The following is a 16,343-nucleotide window of genomic DNA, read 5'->3' as shown; positions in this document are numbered from 1 at the left end:
CAAGCTAAGATCACCCCTATATATAGAAATTTAAAGAAAAATAGCAAAGAAAATATGGACTTAACAAAATTACAACGCGTCGTGATCGATGCCCTAGAAGACGTCAAAGCACAGGATATTCGGGTGTATGACACCACTGGGTTAACCGACCTATTTGATCGCGTCATTATTGCTACCGGTTCCAGTAACCGCCAAACCCGCTCATTAGCCATGTCAGTCAAAGAGGATGTCAACGCCAAGGGTGGTGAAGTCATCTCCGTCGAAGGCTTAGAAACCGGAGAATGGGTATTGGTAGATTGCGGCGATATTGTTGTGCATATTCTGCAGCCTGCATTACGGGCTTATTACCAGTTGGAAGGCATGTGGGGCGCTAAACCTGTCCGCGTCAAGCTCGCTGCTGATAAAGGACTGGTTAAGGCTAGCGAGCCAGAGGACGACGAAGAGTAGTCATTGCTAGATGCGCTTAACCATTGTTTCTGTTGGTCACAAAATGCCAGACTGGGTTGCTATCGCAACTCAGGACTACATCAAACGGATGCCATCTGATTGCAGTATTGAAATAAAAGAGATTAAGCCAGACCTCACGCCGGCAAAAGAAGCACTCAAAATCACTGCCGCTATTCCTAAAGGATCACGAGTCATTGCACTGGATGAGCGCGGAAAAGATCAAGGTACGCAACACCTAGCCACTCAGTTAGCCCATTGGCGTCAAGAGGGCTTTGATATTACTTTTCTGATTGGTGGGGCTGATGGCCTCGATGCCAGCCTAAAAGAGGGTGCTCAGGCAATGTGGCGTTTATCAAGCCTGACACTACCGCATGCAATGGCTAGAGTCATTCTGGTAGAGCAACTTTATCGTGCTTGGACTATTTTGCAAGGTCACCCCTACCACCGCGAGTAAATCTTATGTTTTCTTATATTTATCTGGCATCACAAAGCCCTCGGCGCCAAGAACTACTCAAGCAGATTAGAGTTCAATTTGAGATGCTCATTGCATCAGCAGATGAAGATACTGAGAGCCTTGAGATTTCCCTCCCGAATGAAAAAGCAGATGACTACGTTCAACGCGTCGCACTTGCTAAAAGCGTTGTTGCATTAGAGCGCTGGAAAGTAAGCGGGAAGCCTTGGGCACCAATCTTATGTGCTGATACTACCGTTAGCCTGCCAAATAATCCCGATGGAGTAATTCTCGGAAAACCAATAGATGCAAAAGATGCCGCTAGAATTTTAGAGATGCTCAGCGCCAAGACGCATGAGGTATTGACCTCGGTTGTTTTGATAACAGATCCAGCAAGCGAGCCATTGCGCCTAGTACAGGTATCAAAAGTACAGTTCTGCCCTCTAACAGAGCAGCAAATCAGTCGCTATATCGCCAGTGGTGAACCCTTTGGAAAAGCGGGTGCTTATGGCATTCAAGGCTTTGGAGGAGCATTTATCTCCTCTATTCAAGGAAGCTATAGCGGTATCATGGGTTTACCTATTTTTGAAGTTAATCAATTATTAGATTTTGCCAAAGTCGCCCGCATATGAATGAAGAAATTCTGATCAACATTACCCCCCAAGAAACTCGGGTAGCCTTGATACAACAGGGCGCAGTGCAAGAGCTTCAAATTGAACGCACCCTTCAGCGCGGTATTGTTGGCAATATCTATTTAGCGAAAGTAGTTCGCGTACTCCCGGGAATGCAGTCTGCCTTTATCGAAGTTGGATTAGAACGCACTGCCTTCATGCATGTTGCCGATATCACGCAAAATAACCCACAAGCTCAGATTGAAAAGCTGTTGTTTGAAGGGCAAAATGTTTTAGTTCAAGTTCTCAAGGATCCACTAGGAACCAAAGGGGCTCGACTCACTACCCAACTTAGTATTGCTGGACGAAACTTGGTGTACCTGCCACCCGCAGGTACGGATGCCGCAGCCGAAAAATATATTGGCGTATCCCAAAGAATTGATCAACCCGAAGAGCGTGAAGCAATTAAGACCCGTTTAGCTGGCCTGATGCCTGCAGATGAAAAGGGGGGAATCATTGTTCGCACAAGCGCACAAGATGCCAGTGATACCGAACTACAACATGACATGCATTATCTTCGCACTACCTGGGAAAAAATTCGGGAGGCGGTAAATCATCATGCCGCGCCAAGCTTACTGTACCAAGATCTCAGTCTTGCAGAACGAGTGCTGCGTGATGTTGCTGGCGAACAAACCACGCAAATTCGGGTGGATTCCGCTGAAAACTTTGAGAAACTAAAAGCATTTGCCACACTGTATATGCCCAACTTATTGAATAAGTTAACTCTTCATCGTGGGGAGCGCGCCCTATTTGATTTATTTGATGTAGATACCGAGATTAATAAAGCGCTTGGCCGCAGAGTAGACCTGAAATCTGGCGGCTACTTAATGGTTGATCAAACGGAATCCATGACGACGATCGACGTTAATACCGGCAGCTATGTTGGAGCGCGAAACTTAGATGACACCGTATTTAAAACAAATCTAGAGGCAGCCCAAGCCATTGCACGTCAATTACGTTTACGCAATCTTGGTGGAATCATCATCATTGATTTCATCGACATGCTAAGTAAAGATCACCAAGCATCTGTTTTATATGAGCTTAATCGCAATTTAGAGCGAGATCATGCACGAACGTCAGTAAATGACTTTTCAACACTAGGCTTAGTAGAAATGACGCGCAAACGGACTCGAGAATCCCTTGCCCATATTACTTGCGAGCCCTGCACTACCTGCCAGGGTAAAGGTGAAATGAAAACAGCCCAAACGATTTGTTATGAGATTCTTCGAGAAATTGTGCGCGAGCATCGCCAATTTAATCCCCGTGAATTCCGAATTGTGGCTGCTCCAGACGTGATTGATCTATTTTTGGAAGAAGAAAATCAATTTCTGGCTCAGTTAGGTGACTTTATTAATAAGCCCATCACACTGCAGGCAGAAGGCAGCTTCCGCCAAGAGCAATACGATATTGTCTTAAGCTAACTATTAAGAGGTGCACTTGAATATTCTACTAACTGGGGGAATGGGTTACATTGGCAGTCATACTGCCGTACTTTTAGCTTCTGCTGGCTATCGCGTTCATATTTACGATAACCTGTGCAATAGTAAAGCCGAGACTCTCACTCGCATTCAAGAGCTATCTGCGAAAACCGTCGAATTTACTGAGGGCGAAATACGCGATACAAAAAAGCTTAGTCAAGTTTTACGGGATCAAAAAATTGACGCCGTGATTCATCTGGCTGGTTTAAAGGCTGTTGGAGAATCCTCTCAAAAGCCTATCGAATACTATGCCAATAATGTACAAGGTAGCATCAGCTTAATACAAGCAATGCAGTCCGTCGGCATTAGTACTTTAGTGTTCAGTAGTAGCGCTACCGTCTATGGAGACCCCATTTACCTGCCTTATGACGAGGCACACCCAACCTCACCAACCAACCCTTATGGTCGCAATAAGCTCCAAATAGAAGAAATTCTGAGAGATCTGGCTACAAGTGACACAACCTGGAAGATTGCCTGCCTCAGATATTTCAATCCTGTTGGCGCGCACGAATCAGGGCTTATCGGTGAAGATCCTAACGGCATCCCTAATAATTTGATGCCTGTCATTGCACAGGTTGTTAATGGAAAATTGCCGAGCTTAAATATCTTCGGGGATGATTACGAAACTGAAGATGGCACTGGGAAGCGAGACTACATTCATGTGGTCGACTTGGCAGAAGGTCATTTAGCTGCGCTGACATGGCTAAAGAATAGTCCTGGTTGTCACGCCTTTAATCTAGGCAGTGGAAATAGTCGTAGTGTTCTGGAGCTACTCCACCACTTTGAAAGTGCATCAGGCCAAAAGATTCCTTATCAGGTGGTAGGACGTCGTCCTGGAGATCTTGCGGAGTACTACGCCAAGGCTAATAAGGCTCGAGATCTTCTTGGCTGGGAGACCAAACGAGGCTTATCCGAGATTTGCAGCAGTACTTGGCTTTGGATTAAAAACAATAGAACATCCTAGGCATTCGAGAACTGAATACGGTGCAGATTGGCATACAAGCCATCCTTCGTGATTAATTCCTGATGTGAGCCATTCTCAATCACTCGTCCATGTTCCAGCACCACAATGCGATCAGCATGCTCAATGGTCGAGAGTCGATGTGCAATGACAAGCGTGGTCCTGCCAGCCATTAATCGCTCTAGAGCATCCTGCACCTGACGCTCTGATTCAGAATCTAAGGCAGAGGTTGCCTCATCCAGAATCAAGATGGGCGCATCCTTATAAATTGCTCTGGCAATTGCTAAGCGCTGACGCTGTCCACCAGATAATCGATTTCCGTTATCGCCGATTTGCGTATCAATGCCTTGAGGCATCTCCTTCATTAGTGCGGATAAATTAGCAGCCTCTAATGCATCAATTACACGCCCACGATCAATTCCCTCTGGGCCTAATGCACCATAGGCTACGTTCGCCGCAATACTGTCATTAAATAAAATAACATCTTGACTAACAAATGCCATTTGCTTGCGGACATCTGAGAGCACGATCTCCTCTAGGGAAATATCGTCCAGATAGATATGCCCACTAGTCGGGCTGAAGAAGCGAGGTAATAGATTTACTAAGGTAGATTTTCCGCCGCCAGAAGGGCCGACAAATGCCACCACTTCACCAGCCTTAATATCTAGATTGACATTGCGCAGCGCATCTTGACGACCCGACTCTTGCTGATAAGAAAATCCAACCTCTTCAAATCGAATGGCTCCCTTTGCTTTTACAAGGGGCTTCATATTGATCTTACGAGACTCGTCTTCCTCAATGGGTTGATCCATGAGATCAAAAATCATTTCAGCCGCAGTCAAGCCACGTTGTAAGGGTTGGTTAATATCGGCCAAGTGTTTAATTGGTGAAATAACTAACATCATGGCAGTAACAAACGCGGCGAAACCGCCAACCGTAGTACCCTCTGAAGCGGATTGCATCAGGGCAATTACTAGCACCACAGAAAGCGCCATCGAAGCGATCAACTGCGTAATCGGTTGATTCAGTCCTCCAGCTACCGCAGCCTTCAAAGAGAATTGGCGCAAGCGCTCTGCTTTTTCCATAAAACGATGCATCTCATATTGCTCGGCTCCGTGCACCTTCACAATCTTATAACCAGCAGCAGATTCTTCTACGATATAAGCCAGCTCACTAGTCAGATTTTGTTGCTGGCGATTTAGCGAACGTAAACGTTTGTTGATCTTGCTCATGACAAACGCAATGATTGGAAAAATGACTAGCACTACTAAAGTTAACTGCCAATTTAAATAAATCAAATAACCAATTAGGCCCACAACCGTAAGGGAGTCCCTCACCAGACTAATTAACATACTGCCTAAAATACTCAGTACGTTGTTTACTTCAAACACCACAGCGTTAATGAGACTGGAGGCTGAGTTCTTTTGAAAGAAAGTAGTGCTGGCCCGTAATAGCGTTTGAAACATTTGCTCTCGCAATTTCAAGAGCACCGCATTAATGACCCGAGTTAGTAAATAGTTAGACAAAAATTGAGCCAAACTTCGCACCAAAGCAAGTCCCACCAAAAATACGGGCACTTGCCATAATTTGCCATCCATCTCACCAGTGAAGCCTCGATCAAGCAAGGGCTTCATCAGCGCGGGAATTGAGGTTTCAGCGGCGGCGACTAAAGCCATGGCTAATAAAGAGCCAATAATCATGCCCAAATGGGGTTTGAGATATTGAATTAAGCGATTTAGGGCGGTACGGTCTTGAGCATTCATATAATGAATTATGCCCACCTTATCTGTCGTCCTCATCACCCGCAACGAAGAAGCCAATTTGGCCGATTGTTTGGCCTCTCTAGAGGGCATTGCTCAGCAAATCGTAGTGGTTGACACCAGTAGCACCGATAAGACCCTAGAAATTGCTCAAAAGTATGGCGCATTGATCTCTACCCCTGCAGATTGGCCTGGTTTCGGGCCACAAAAGAATCGCGCCCTAGACTTAGCGACCGGCGATTGGGTTCTCTCCCTAGATGCTGATGAAAGACTCAGCCCAGCCCTGAGAAGCGAGATTTTGACGGCCATGCACCACCCGGCCCAAATAGATTGCTTTGCGATCCCCCGGCTTTCTTGGTATTGCGGGAGATTTATCCGTCATTCTGGATGGAATCCCGACTTTGTTGATAGGCTATTTAAGCGGGGCACAGCGCGCTTCTCCAATGATCTGGTACACGAGCGCCTATTGCCCAATGGTGAGGTCGCCAAATTACAGAACCCCATGCTGCACTTTAGCTTTATGAACTTCTCGCAAGTGCTGCAAAAAATTGACCGCTATTCAACTGCTTCTGCAGAGCAAGCTTTTGCTCAAGGGAAAACTAGCACCCCCTTAAAGGCGGTTCTCCATGGCTTTTGGTCATTCTTTCGAACCTACTGCGTTCGTTTAGGTTTTTTAGACGGCGCCCAAGGCCTTGCTCTAGCAATTTCAAATGGTCAAGGTACCTACTATCGCTACATGAAGTTATGGCAACTGCACCAACAAGCCAAATGATCTCAGTAATTCTGGCGACCTATAACTGGCCACAAGCTCTAAAACTGTGCCTGCAGTCCCTGGGCTCGCAGACGGATTTACATTTTGAGATAATCATCGCCGATGATGGATCTGCCGCGGATACCGGAGCTTTAGTTAAGGTGATTCAGCAGCATTTTCCAGTAACTATTACCCACCTCTGGCAGGAAGACCAGGGATTTCGTAAAACACGAATTCTCAATCAAGCTATTCAAGTGTCAAATGGAAACTACTTAGTGTTTCTTGATGGCGACTGTATCGTGCAGCCTGACTTTATTGCAAGGCATCGGCAACTTTCAGAAAAAGGCTGTCTTGTTACGGGTAGTCGTGTTTTGTTGAGTGCTCAGCTAACAAGACGCCTTATTCATTTGCCAGCCTGGAGCTATCAGGATTTTTCAAGCAGTCTATTAAGTAATTGGCTCTCAGGTGGAATCAATAAATACTTACCTCTGAAGATTCAACTAGGTGATGGCTCTTGGCGAAAGTATCGGAAATTTGTTTGGCGGCGCATTAAAGGGTGCAATATGGCCTGCTGGAAAAAAGACGCCCTGCAGATCGATGGATTCGATGAGAGCATGACTGGCTGGGGTCATGAAGACGCTGATTTTGTTTTTAGACTTCAAAATAATGGCTTGATACGTAAATCAGGATCTTGGTCCACAGAGGTTTTACACCTGTATCACCAAATCAACGATCAATCTAATGCAGCAGAAAATGCTCGTCGGGTAAGGGAAAAAATTCTTGCTAAGGCATCACCAACTGATCAAGCTAGGTCAGTAGCATGAGTCTATTTTCAAACCTAAAACCTAAAAAAGTATTATTCATCGCGACTCGACAGATTGGTGATGTCCTCGTAACTACTCCACTGATTTCTAAAGCACGTGAGCTCTGGCCTGATGCTGAGTTTCATTTTCTGGGATATCGCGGGAAACTCGAGATGCTTAAGGGCAATACCGATATTACTCAGATTATTGAAACCTCAGACCGCCCCAGCTTTACAGAATATCTCGCCTTATTCTTCCGCCTTTTTCAGCGCTACGATTTGGCTTTCGTAACGCAACCGAGTGATCGTGCATACGCCTATGGATTAGTTGCAGCTCGCACTAGGGTGGGTATCTTAGGCGGACACCCCCAAGGTCTAACTGAGCAAGATAAGCTAAAGAAAAATAAGAGTGATAAACAAAATCTCTGGAAGAAAGCCATCAGCCTGCATACAGTCCAAGTGGATTACTTTGACCAACATGTCATTACTGAAAAGATTCGCTTACTAGAAATATTTTTTCAACATACGGCATCCTTATTTAGCAAACCGATTTCAGTCAGCCCGCCCGCAGGAGAGGCCATCTCTGTCAGTATTGCCAATCAACTTCGCTCACCCTATATCGTGATGCATCCTGGGCCCCTCACGGCGTACAAGCGTTGGCCTTTAGCGTATTGGCAAACACTCATTACTTGGGCTGTACAGCAGGGTTGGCAAGTCGTATTAAGCGCATCTCCAGCAAAACAAGATCTTCAGCTCAATAGAGATATCCTTTCTCTCTTAGATGCAGAGACTAGGCAGAAAGTCGTTGACACAGCCGGACAGCTATCGATTCCTCAAGCGAGCTCACTGATTCGTGGGGCAATCGCTTATGTGGGGGTAGATACCTCAATTACGCATTTAGCTGCCGCCTGCAATACGCCCACAATTGCCTTATTTGGCCCAACACCCCCAACCAACTTTGGGCCATGGCCCAATGGCTTTATTGGAGAGCAGCCCTATCAATTAAGAGCGCGCACTCAAATGGTCGGCAATGTCACTATTTTGCAAGGCCCTGGAACGTGTGTGCCCTGCAGAAAAGCGGGTTGTGACGATCACGTGAATAGCAAAAGCGAATGCCTTGATCAACTAGAACCTAATCAAGTCATTGAAGCGCTAAAGAATGCTACCTAGCTATAAATATTGAACTTGTGCTGAATTTGGCTGTTTGGCAGACAGTATTTGGTTTAGGCTATGCAGACAAGCATCATCAGGATAAATACGAAGCTCTTCGGGGAACTGCATTAAGCAAGCGCCGCCACTGGTTGTCACGGCAGCAGTCAATATCAGACCCTTGATGCCCTCATTGCCAGCCGATATGGCTGCAACTGCGGGGCCTAATTTAGGATCACGCACTCGCGCACTCATCAGGTAAGGGCCAAGCTGACTACGCAGTGATCTAAGGTCAATGCCTGTATCCATATTCAGATGCACATTGCGAGCAAACCGCATGCGGGCACCCGTAATATTCATCACGGCCTCGGAAACAATGCGTACTCCGCCAGAAAATTTATCTGGACTGACGTTGACTTTGGCCACCAAGAGCTCATCCTCTTTGAGCCAAGAACGATTTGGTTCGTACACTTCACTGTAGAGGGTTACCTCAAGAGCAGCTGAGCCATCATCGATGGTGGCAATCATCATACGACCACGCTGACCCGTGAGCATCCGTGCAGAGGTAATAATTCCGGCGATCAATTGATCCTTACCCTCAGTTACTTTCGCAAGTGACTGACGTATGAAATGGGTTGTCTCATCGCGATAGGCATCAAACATATGCCCTGTGAGACAAAGCCCAAGTGCAGTCTTTTCTTCTTGTAAGCGCTTTTTTTCTGACCAGATAGGTTCACGAACCAACTCCGGTAAATGACTGTCTGCTTCGCCCGCTACTTCAAATAAGCTCACTTGATTAATAGAGGCTTCTGCTTGCTCGGCCGCCTCGATCGCTCGGGCCAAAGAAGCTAGCAAAGTTGCGCGGATATCATAGAGATTGCCCCCTGCAGGCATCGAGTCTTTATACAAGCTATCAAAGGCTCCCGCGCGCATCAGTGCTTCGATAGCACGACGATTTACTTGGCGACGATCCACTCGAGCACAAAAATCAAAGAGATCCTTAAATGGGCCATCCTTTTCACGGGCCTTCACAATCACTTCAATCGCTGCCTCACCAGTACCCCGAACGGCGCCCAGTCCATAACGAATATGGCTGAGCGGCTCATCGGGGGCTGCATTGGGCGCTCGTAAAGGGGTAAATACATAGACCCCAGTATTAATATCTGGTGAGAACACACGTATCTGATTTACCAAGCAATCGTCATACAGAATTTTGATCTTGTCAGTGTCATCCATTGCAAGCGATAAGTTGGCCGCCATAAATTCAGCAGGATAATAAGCTTTTAGCCAAGCAGTTTGGTAGGCTAAAAGCGCATAAGCAGCGGCATGTGATTTGTTAAATCCATAACCCGCAAAGCGCTCCATCAAATCATAAATTTCATTCGCTTTACCTTCAGCAACACCACCTGCTTTTGCGCCATCACTAAAAATTTTTCGGTGCTGCGCCATCTCTTCCGGCTTTTTCTTACCCATCGCTCGGCGCAGCATGTCTGCACCACCTAATGAATACCCACCAATCATCTGGGCCATCTGCATCACCTGCTCTTGATACACCATGATGCCGTAGGTCTCTTCCAGCACAGACTCAATACGGGGATCGGGATACTCCACCTTTTGACGACCATGCTTACGCTCAATAAAATCGGGTATCAAATCCATTGGGCCTGGGCGATATAAGGCGACGAGCGCAATAATATCTTCGAAGCGATCCGGCTTAGCCTCTCGCAACATGCCTTGCATGCCGCGACTCTCTAGCTGAAACACAGCAACCGTATTGGCATTTTTTAATACTTCAAATGTTTTTGGATCATCTAAAGCAATCTCGCCAATATTCCAGTCCTGGCGATCCGAGTGAAGCGTTTGAATCCACTTTTCAGCAGCCGCCAAAATAGTCAGCGTCGTTAAGCCCAAAAAGTCAAACTTCACCAAGCCAATCGACTCTACGTCATCCTTGTCAAACTGACTAATCACAGCGTTACTACTTTGGTCTTTTGAATCTTTTGCTTCTTGCGTATAGAGCGGACAGAAATCAGTTAAGCGTCCAGGGGCAATAAGCACGCCACCAGCATGCATACCAACGTTACGGGTCATGCCCTCTAGTTGCTGCGCTAAGGACAAAAGCTGGCGTACCTCATCTTCATTTTTCTCCCGCTCGGCTAATTGCTTCTCCTCTTTCTTAGCCATTTCGATAGTCATATATTGACCTGGCTTATTCGGAATCAATTTAGCAATGCCATCGACGAAGTTATATCCCTGCTCTAGCACACGACCCACATCTCGAATTGCTGCGCGAGCCGCCATCGTGCCAAAAGTAGCAATTTGGCTAACTGCGTCCTTGCCATACTTATCTTTTACATACTGAATAACGCGATCGCGCCCATGCTGGCAAAAGTCAATATCAAAGTCGGGCATCGATACCCGCTCTGGATTGAGGAAGCGCTCAAAAAGCAAGTTATAGCGCAGTGGATCTAGATCAGTAATACCCAGCGAATACGCTACTAAAGAACCCGCTCCAGATCCACGACCTGGGCCAACGGGCACCCCATTATTTTTAGCCCAGTTAATAAAATCCGCAACAATCAGAAAGTAGCCTGGAAAACCCATCTGGGCGATAGTCTTCACCTCAAAAACTAGGCGCTCTTGATACCGTTGCTGCTCTTTGGTGCGCTCTTCTGCATCCGGAAAGTTACGCATCATGTGACGCTGTAAACCAACTTCAGACTGCTGCAATAAATAGTCGTCAAGCGTGATGCCCGGTGGGGTCGGAAAGTCTGGCAGGCGTGGCTGCCCTAGTACTAGAGATAAATTGCAACGCTTGGCAATTTCTACTGAATTAGCTAGGGCTGTTGGTAAATCAGCAAACCGCTGCGCCATCTGCGCTTGCGATAAAAAATATTGCTCATCATTAAATTTCTTTGGGCGACGTGGATTACCTAAAAGCTCGCCTTCAGCAATGCATACCCGCGCCTCATGCGCAATAAAATCGCTCTGCTGCATAAACTGAACAGGGTGTGTGGCTACAATAGGAAGATCTAGTTCACTAGCAAGATGGCATGCTAGCTGAAGCTGCTTCTCATCCTGGGGATGGCCTCCCCGCTGCACTTCAATATAAAAAGCCTCTGGAAATAACGTGCTCCAGCGTTTGGCTGCCGCTGTTGCCTGAGCATCTTGCCCCGCCAAGAGTGCCACACCGACATCACCCCAGCGGCCACTAGACAGGGCAATCAGTCCGTAAGCCAGGGTTCGTTTGGCCACTTTATCTTCGGCTTTAGAGGCGGGCTCATTGAACCACTCAGCATCAATCTCGGCGCGGCCGCGCGATTGATTTTCTAGGGAAGCTTTACTCAGCAATTGGCAAAGATTTAAGTAGCCAGAATGATTTTGAACTAAAAGCAGCAAACGAAAGGGTTGATCAGGATCCTGAGGGTTGCTAATCCAGACATCTGCCCCTGCTATTGGCTTAACACCACCGTTGCGAGCAGCCGTGTAAAAACGAATCAAGCCAAATAAATTACTTAAGTCTGTGAGGGCCAATGCCCCCATTTGATCTTTTTCAGCAGCGGCAACAGCATCGTCAATGCGAACGATGCCATCCGTAATCGAAAATTCGGAATGAACGCGTAGATGAACAAAATGGGGTGTAGCCATGAGATCATTTTAGCTGTGAACAGATCTCAAAACCCCTCACCCTTATTTAACGGCTATCGGGGCCGCTTTGCCCCCTCCCCAACCGGCCCACTGCATGCTGGATCGCTAGTGGCTGCCCTGGGAAGTTGGCTAGATGCCCGAAAAAATCAGGGTAAATGGCTCCTCCGAATAGAGGATATTGATACACCCCGCTGCATTGCTGGGGCAGATGATGCAATCAGGCGCCAATTGCTTGCCTGTGGCCTCTACTGGGACGAAGAGCCTACTTGGCAGTCATGCCACTTAGAGCGCTACCAAAAGGCTCTAGAGCGCTTACATACCCTCCATTTGATCTACGCATGCACTTGCTCTCGGCAGATGATCGCTAGCGCCTTGGGAGCTCTGAAAGCTCAAGATGTCACTACCCCCCGAAACCATGAAGTTATTTATCCCGGAACCTGCAGACCTCAAGGTGGGATGGTTCATCGACCCATGAATGATGCTCTGCCTGATGCGGCCTGGAGATTGGCGCTGCCACAAGATCTGTTGATTGAATTTAAAGATATAGCCCTTGGAAATCAAGCGCAATGCTTAAGTTCAGAAGTAGGGGATTTTGTATTGCGCCGACGAGACGGCTTGTTCACCTACCAGCTGGCTGTTGTTGTTGATGATGCCGAACAAGGCATCAGCCATGTCGTGCGCGGTCACGATTTGCTGAGCAACACAGGGCGTCAAATACACCTACACAATTTATTGGGCCTTAAGACGCCTCAATACTTACATTTGCCGCTAGTGCTAGATGCCAACGGTGAGAAATTAAGCAAGCAAACTTTAGCAACGGCTATTCAGACGCAAGATAAAGGGCAGGTGTTAACTGAGTTACGCAAAGCCGCAAACCACTTAACAGACTTTGGCTTAAGAAATCTTCCTGATCAAGAAGATGTATCCATTGCAGAGTGGCTACTAGCAGCCACTCGCGCCTGGAATCGGCATGGCAACCTTACTTCTTTTTAAAACCACCAAGTAAAGCCCCAACAGAGGGCTTGGCAGGAGTAATGCCTACTTTAATTTCTGCAGGCTTGGCATTGACACCATCAGCAGCATCTGCGGCAGTCACTTTAGGTGCTGTAGCTTCATAGGGCTTATAAAAGAAGGGGTCTACTACTTGACTGGGCGACTTGGAAGCATAAGTTGAGGCGCCAGATGATGACCCTGTGGATCTAGAGCTAGATCTGGAATTTGATGTTGATGTTGATCTTGATGTTGATCTTGATTCAGATGAAGATGAAGGTGAATAGCCTGAAGCATTGCTCCCCGGTAAAGGCGCGACATCAAGCTTACGCTTCATGAGCTTTTCAATATCGTCTAATAAGCGTTTTTCACTAGCATCCACTAAAGCAATGGCATCGCCCTTGCTACCAGCGCGCCCTGTGCGGCCAATACGATGGATAAAGTCTTCAGCGTTAAACGGTAACTCATGGTTAATCACGCAAGGCATCGATGGAATATCCAAGCCACGCGCAGCAACATCTGTCGCTACCAAGGCTTCAATTGCACCGGATTTAAATGCATCTAAAGTCAGAGTACGCTCACCCTGGCTCTTATCTCCATGAATCGCGCCAGCCTTAATGCCATCTCGCTCTAAAGAGCGTGCTAAGCGGGCGCAACCTAAGCGACTATTGGTAAAGATGATGCACTGACGCGATAAACCTTGCAGCGTTCTCGCCTCTAAGACTCTAACAATCGCCTGTTGCTTATCTGCACTAGCCACCATGTGGACTACTTGCTTAACAGTATCCGCCGCCGCATTCTGACGCGCCACTTCCACAGTGACTGGAGTACGCAGATAACTTTGCGCTAGCTTCTTAATCTCTGGAGAGAATGTGGCTGAGAACAAAAGGGTTTGGCGTTGCGCTGGAATGAGATCAATGATGCGCTGTAGATCGGGTAAAAATCCCATATCTAGCATTCGATCTGCTTCATCTAAAACTAAAATTTCTACCTGCGAAAGATTGGCTACCTTTGACCCCAGGTGATCGAGTAGGCGGCCTGGTGTGGCGATCAAAATCTCAACACCACCACGCAATGTAGTGACCTGTTCTTTCATATCCACGCCACCATAAACAACGGCGGAGCGAAGATGGGTATGCCGTGAATAGCTGGCTGCATTTTCTGCAACCTGCACTGCTAGCTCGCGCGTAGGCGTCAGTACTAAGGCACGAATAGGGTGACGCGCAGGAGAGGAGCTACTACTGGCGTGACGCAAAATTTGCTGAATGATGGGCAAAACAAATGCGGCTGTTTTACCAGTACCCGTTTGGGCTGCGCCCATCAGGTCACGCCCAGCCAGCACATGAGGAATGGCTTGCGCTTGAATTGGGGTGGGAATGGTGTAACCCTGCTCAGACACCGCTTTTTGAATCTGCGGGTCTAAGCCAAAATCAGCAAAAGTAATTGTTACTTCGGGAGTTACGGACTGTGCATCTTCCGTAGGGGTGTTTATTTCAGGAACAGTATTTATCAAAGTAGCTTACAGAATGGCTGCAATGCCGGCTTTTGCAGTTTCAGCATCCTCAGTCGATTTAACGCCGGAAACGCCGACTGCGCCGATGGTAAAACCATTTACATCGATATTGACGCCACCTTCTAACATGCCTGAAATATGCGGGGCAGATAAAAAGGAAATACGTCCATTATTAATAATCTCTTCGTAAACGCGGCTTTCGCGTTTACCCATTGCAGCGGTTCGCGCTTTTTCTTGAGCAATATAAGAAGAGACTGGCGCGCAACCATCGCGACGAATTAAACCCAATACATGGCCACCATCATCGCAAACGGCGATCGTTACTACCCAGTTATTGGCTGCAGCATGTTTATCCGCCGCATCCAAAATCTTTTGGACGTCTGCTTGAGTTAGGTAAGGTTTGGTAGCCAACATGATTATTCTTTCGATCTCTAATGCTATTGATATATACAGTGAATTATAGGTGGAGTCTGCCCACTAGGCCTTATTTTAGGAACTCTTGGGCAGCTACAACACCGCTAGCCTTGGGTTTGTAGCCCATTGCGCCCAAACTCATCTCTACACCGCTTAAGGCTGCCATCAAGCTCAGTTCGTTGCAATCGCCTAAATGACCAATACGGAAGGCTTTCCCTTTGATCTTACCCAAGCCCGTTCCCAGGGATAAATTGAACTTTTCCAAGGCATGCTTACGTAAAAGGTCCGCATCCATTCCCTCAGGCACGGCGATGCAAGTCAGCACTGGTGAATAACAATCCTGATCTAAGCTCTGATTCTCTAAACCCCAAGCATTAACTGCATGCCGACATGCGGACGCTAAACGTTGGTGGCGAGCAAAAATCGCCTCTAAACCCTCGGTCATCATCATGTCCATCGCTTCATGCAAGCCGTACATTAAGTTGGTACTGGGTGTTGTAGGCCAGTAACCCGTTTTATTGGACTCTAAAATTTCGTCCCAAGCCCAATAGGATTTAGGCATTTTGTTTGCTTTACTAACTTCGATCGCGCGTGGTGACAAGGCATTAAAACCGATACCCGGTGGCAACATCAACCCTTTTTGCGAGCCAGACACGGTAACATCAACACCCCAGTCGTCATGGCGATACTCTGCCGAACCTAAGCCAGATACGCTATCCACAATCAATAAAGCGGGGTGCTTAGCCGCATCTATTGCCTTGCGCACTGCCGCTATGTTGGAAGTGACCCCAGTAGATGTCTCGTTATGCACAACACAAACTGCTTTGATTTGGTGCTGTGTATCTTTGCGTAAACGCGCCTCAATCACATCGGCATCGACACCCCAGCGCCAAGTATCTTGATCGCTCTTACCTATAACCTCAACATTTAAACCTAGACGTACCGCAAGCGTGCGCCACAGGTTAGCAAAATAACCCGTTTCATAAAAAAGAACATGATCACCAGGATTTAGAACATTTACTAAAGCACCTTCCCAAGAACCGGTTCCAGATGCTGAGTAAATGATGACTGGCTGCTTAGTCTGAAAAATCTTCTTGATACCCTCAAGCACCTGAAGACCAAACACCCCAAACTCGGGCCCACGATGATCAATTGTTTGATAGCTAATTGAGCGCAATACGCGCGAAGGCACAGGACTTGGGCCAGGAATATGCAGAAAATGGCGTCCAGAGAGGTGATTATCAAGTTTTAGCATGGGGAGTCTCGCTTGTTTTTTTATAGTTGATCTTGGTGATGAGTGTATGCCAA

13 protein-coding genes and 1 pseudogene are annotated in these 16,343 nt (G+C 47.0%); 9 read left to right on the top strand and 5 right to left on the bottom strand.

The genetic code is table 11. The annotated features are described in order from the left end of the window. Positions 1-54 precede the first annotated feature (54 nt). The 5 genes and pseudogenes from rsfS to galE all read left to right on the top strand — a co-directional run. A pseudogene (gene rsfS / locus QUD86_RS02090) lies at positions 55-444 on the top strand (ribosome silencing factor); the annotation flags it as partial. 13 nt (positions 445-457) lie between these two features. Further along, positions 458-901 (top strand): 23S rRNA (pseudouridine(1915)-N(3))-methyltransferase RlmH, encoded by a 444-nt coding sequence (rlmH, locus tag QUD86_RS02085; RefSeq protein WP_286297692.1) that lies wholly within the window; start codon positions 458-460, stop codon positions 899-901. 5 nt (positions 902-906) lie between these two features. Next, positions 907-1,530: a Maf family protein gene (locus QUD86_RS02080; RefSeq protein ID WP_286297691.1), complete on the top strand. Its 624-nt coding sequence runs from the start codon at positions 907-909 to the stop codon at positions 1,528-1,530. Then, positions 1,527-2,990 (top strand): ribonuclease G, encoded by a 1,464-nt coding sequence (gene rng, locus QUD86_RS02075; protein ID WP_286297690.1) that lies wholly within the window; start codon positions 1,527-1,529, stop codon positions 2,988-2,990. The genes QUD86_RS02080 and rng overlap by 4 nt, the downstream gene beginning before the upstream one ends. A 16-nt stretch (positions 2,991-3,006) precedes the next feature. After that, positions 3,007-4,011, top strand: a complete 1,005-nt coding sequence (galE, locus tag QUD86_RS02070) for a UDP-glucose 4-epimerase GalE (protein ID WP_286297689.1) — start codon at positions 3,007-3,009, stop codon at positions 4,009-4,011. Here the strand turns inward: galE and msbA are convergent. Beyond that, positions 4,008-5,771, bottom strand: a complete 1,764-nt coding sequence (gene msbA, locus QUD86_RS02065) for a lipid A export permease/ATP-binding protein MsbA (RefSeq protein ID WP_286297688.1) — start codon at positions 5,769-5,771, stop codon at positions 4,008-4,010. The two genes, galE and msbA, sit on opposite strands and share 4 nt — an antisense overlap. A 10-nt stretch (positions 5,772-5,781) precedes the next feature. Here msbA and QUD86_RS02060 point away from each other — a divergent pair, with 10 nt between their 5' ends. Genes QUD86_RS02060 through QUD86_RS02050 form a run of 3 tightly spaced genes read left to right on the top strand, consistent with a single transcriptional unit; the run spans position 5,782 to position 8,491 of the window. Continuing rightward, on the top strand, positions 5,782-6,540 hold the full coding sequence (locus QUD86_RS02060; RefSeq protein ID WP_286297687.1) for a glycosyltransferase family 2 protein: 759 nt from the start codon (positions 5,782-5,784) through the stop codon (positions 6,538-6,540). After that, entirely contained in the window at positions 6,513-7,343 is an 831-nt protein-coding gene (locus QUD86_RS02055; protein WP_286297686.1) for a glycosyltransferase family 2 protein, read from the top strand. The genes QUD86_RS02060 and QUD86_RS02055 overlap by 28 nt, the downstream gene beginning before the upstream one ends. Beyond that, positions 7,340-8,491, top strand: coding sequence for a glycosyltransferase family 9 protein (locus QUD86_RS02050; RefSeq protein WP_286297685.1), 1,152 nt, complete (start codon positions 7,340-7,342; stop codon positions 8,489-8,491). Before QUD86_RS02055 ends, QUD86_RS02050 begins: the two co-directional genes overlap by 4 nt. Here QUD86_RS02050 and dnaE read toward each other — a convergent pair whose 3' ends face one another. Beyond that, positions 8,492-12,118 (bottom strand): DNA polymerase III subunit alpha, encoded by a 3,627-nt coding sequence (dnaE, locus tag QUD86_RS02045; protein ID WP_286297683.1) that lies wholly within the window; start codon positions 12,116-12,118, stop codon positions 8,492-8,494. Here dnaE and gluQRS point away from each other — a divergent pair. Then, positions 12,095-13,111, top strand: a complete 1,017-nt coding sequence (gluQRS, locus tag QUD86_RS02040) for a tRNA glutamyl-Q(34) synthetase GluQRS (protein ID WP_286297680.1) — start codon at positions 12,095-12,097, stop codon at positions 13,109-13,111. The genes dnaE and gluQRS overlap by 24 nt on opposite strands. On the opposite strand, the gene QUD86_RS02035 is transcribed toward gluQRS, so the two are convergent. The 3 genes from QUD86_RS02035 to QUD86_RS02025 form a co-directional block, all read right to left on the bottom strand. Next, on the bottom strand, positions 13,098-14,621 hold the full coding sequence (locus QUD86_RS02035) for a DEAD/DEAH box helicase (RefSeq protein ID WP_502928876.1): 1,524 nt from the start codon (positions 14,619-14,621) through the stop codon (positions 13,098-13,100). The two genes, gluQRS and QUD86_RS02035, sit on opposite strands and share 14 nt — an antisense overlap. A 6-nt stretch (positions 14,622-14,627) precedes the next feature. Then, a complete protein-coding gene (locus QUD86_RS02030) occupies positions 14,628-15,032 on the bottom strand; it encodes a GlcG/HbpS family heme-binding protein (protein WP_286298588.1) in 405 nt (134 codons plus the stop codon). Positions 15,033-15,105: 73 nt separating this feature from the next. Continuing rightward, positions 15,106-16,290, bottom strand: coding sequence for a pyridoxal-phosphate-dependent aminotransferase family protein (locus tag QUD86_RS02025; protein WP_286297677.1), 1,185 nt, complete (start codon positions 16,288-16,290; stop codon positions 15,106-15,108). Positions 16,291-16,343 lie beyond the last annotated feature (53 nt).

Origin of the sequence: Polynucleobacter sp. TUM22923, assembly GCF_030295705.1 — a bacterium.
Taxonomy (GTDB): domain Bacteria; phylum Pseudomonadota; class Gammaproteobacteria; order Burkholderiales; family Burkholderiaceae; genus Polynucleobacter.
Note: the sequence above shows the minus strand (reverse complement) of the source record. Positions and strands in the feature narration are given on the sequence as shown.

What these genes read in the sequence shown, in the direction of transcription:
- rlmH (WP_286297692.1), top strand. Translation starts at nt 458, where the DNA reads ATGCGCTTAACCATTGTTTCTGTTGGTCACAAAATGCCAGACTGGGTT.
- QUD86_RS02080 (WP_286297691.1), top strand. Translation starts at nt 907, where the DNA reads ATGTTTTCTTATATTTATCTGGCATCACAAAGCCCTCGGCGCCAAGAA.
- rng (WP_286297690.1), top strand. Translation starts at nt 1,527, where the DNA reads ATGAATGAAGAAATTCTGATCAACATTACCCCCCAAGAAACTCGGGTA.
- msbA (WP_286297688.1), bottom strand. Translation starts at nt 5,771, where the DNA reads ATGAATGCTCAAGACCGTACCGCCCTAAATCGCTTAATTCAATATCTC.
- QUD86_RS02060 (WP_286297687.1), top strand. Translation starts at nt 5,782, where the DNA reads ATGCCCACCTTATCTGTCGTCCTCATCACCCGCAACGAAGAAGCCAAT.
- QUD86_RS02055 (WP_286297686.1), top strand. Translation starts at nt 6,513, where the DNA reads ATGGCAACTGCACCAACAAGCCAAATGATCTCAGTAATTCTGGCGACC.
- QUD86_RS02050 (WP_286297685.1), top strand. Translation starts at nt 7,340, where the DNA reads ATGAGTCTATTTTCAAACCTAAAACCTAAAAAAGTATTATTCATCGCG.
- gluQRS (WP_286297680.1), top strand. Translation starts at nt 12,095, where the DNA reads ATGAACAAAATGGGGTGTAGCCATGAGATCATTTTAGCTGTGAACAGA.
- dnaE (WP_286297683.1), bottom strand. Translation starts at nt 12,118, where the DNA reads ATGGCTACACCCCATTTTGTTCATCTACGCGTTCATTCCGAATTTTCG.
- QUD86_RS02025 (WP_286297677.1), bottom strand. Translation starts at nt 16,290, where the DNA reads ATGCTAAAACTTGATAATCACCTCTCTGGACGCCATTTTCTGCATATT.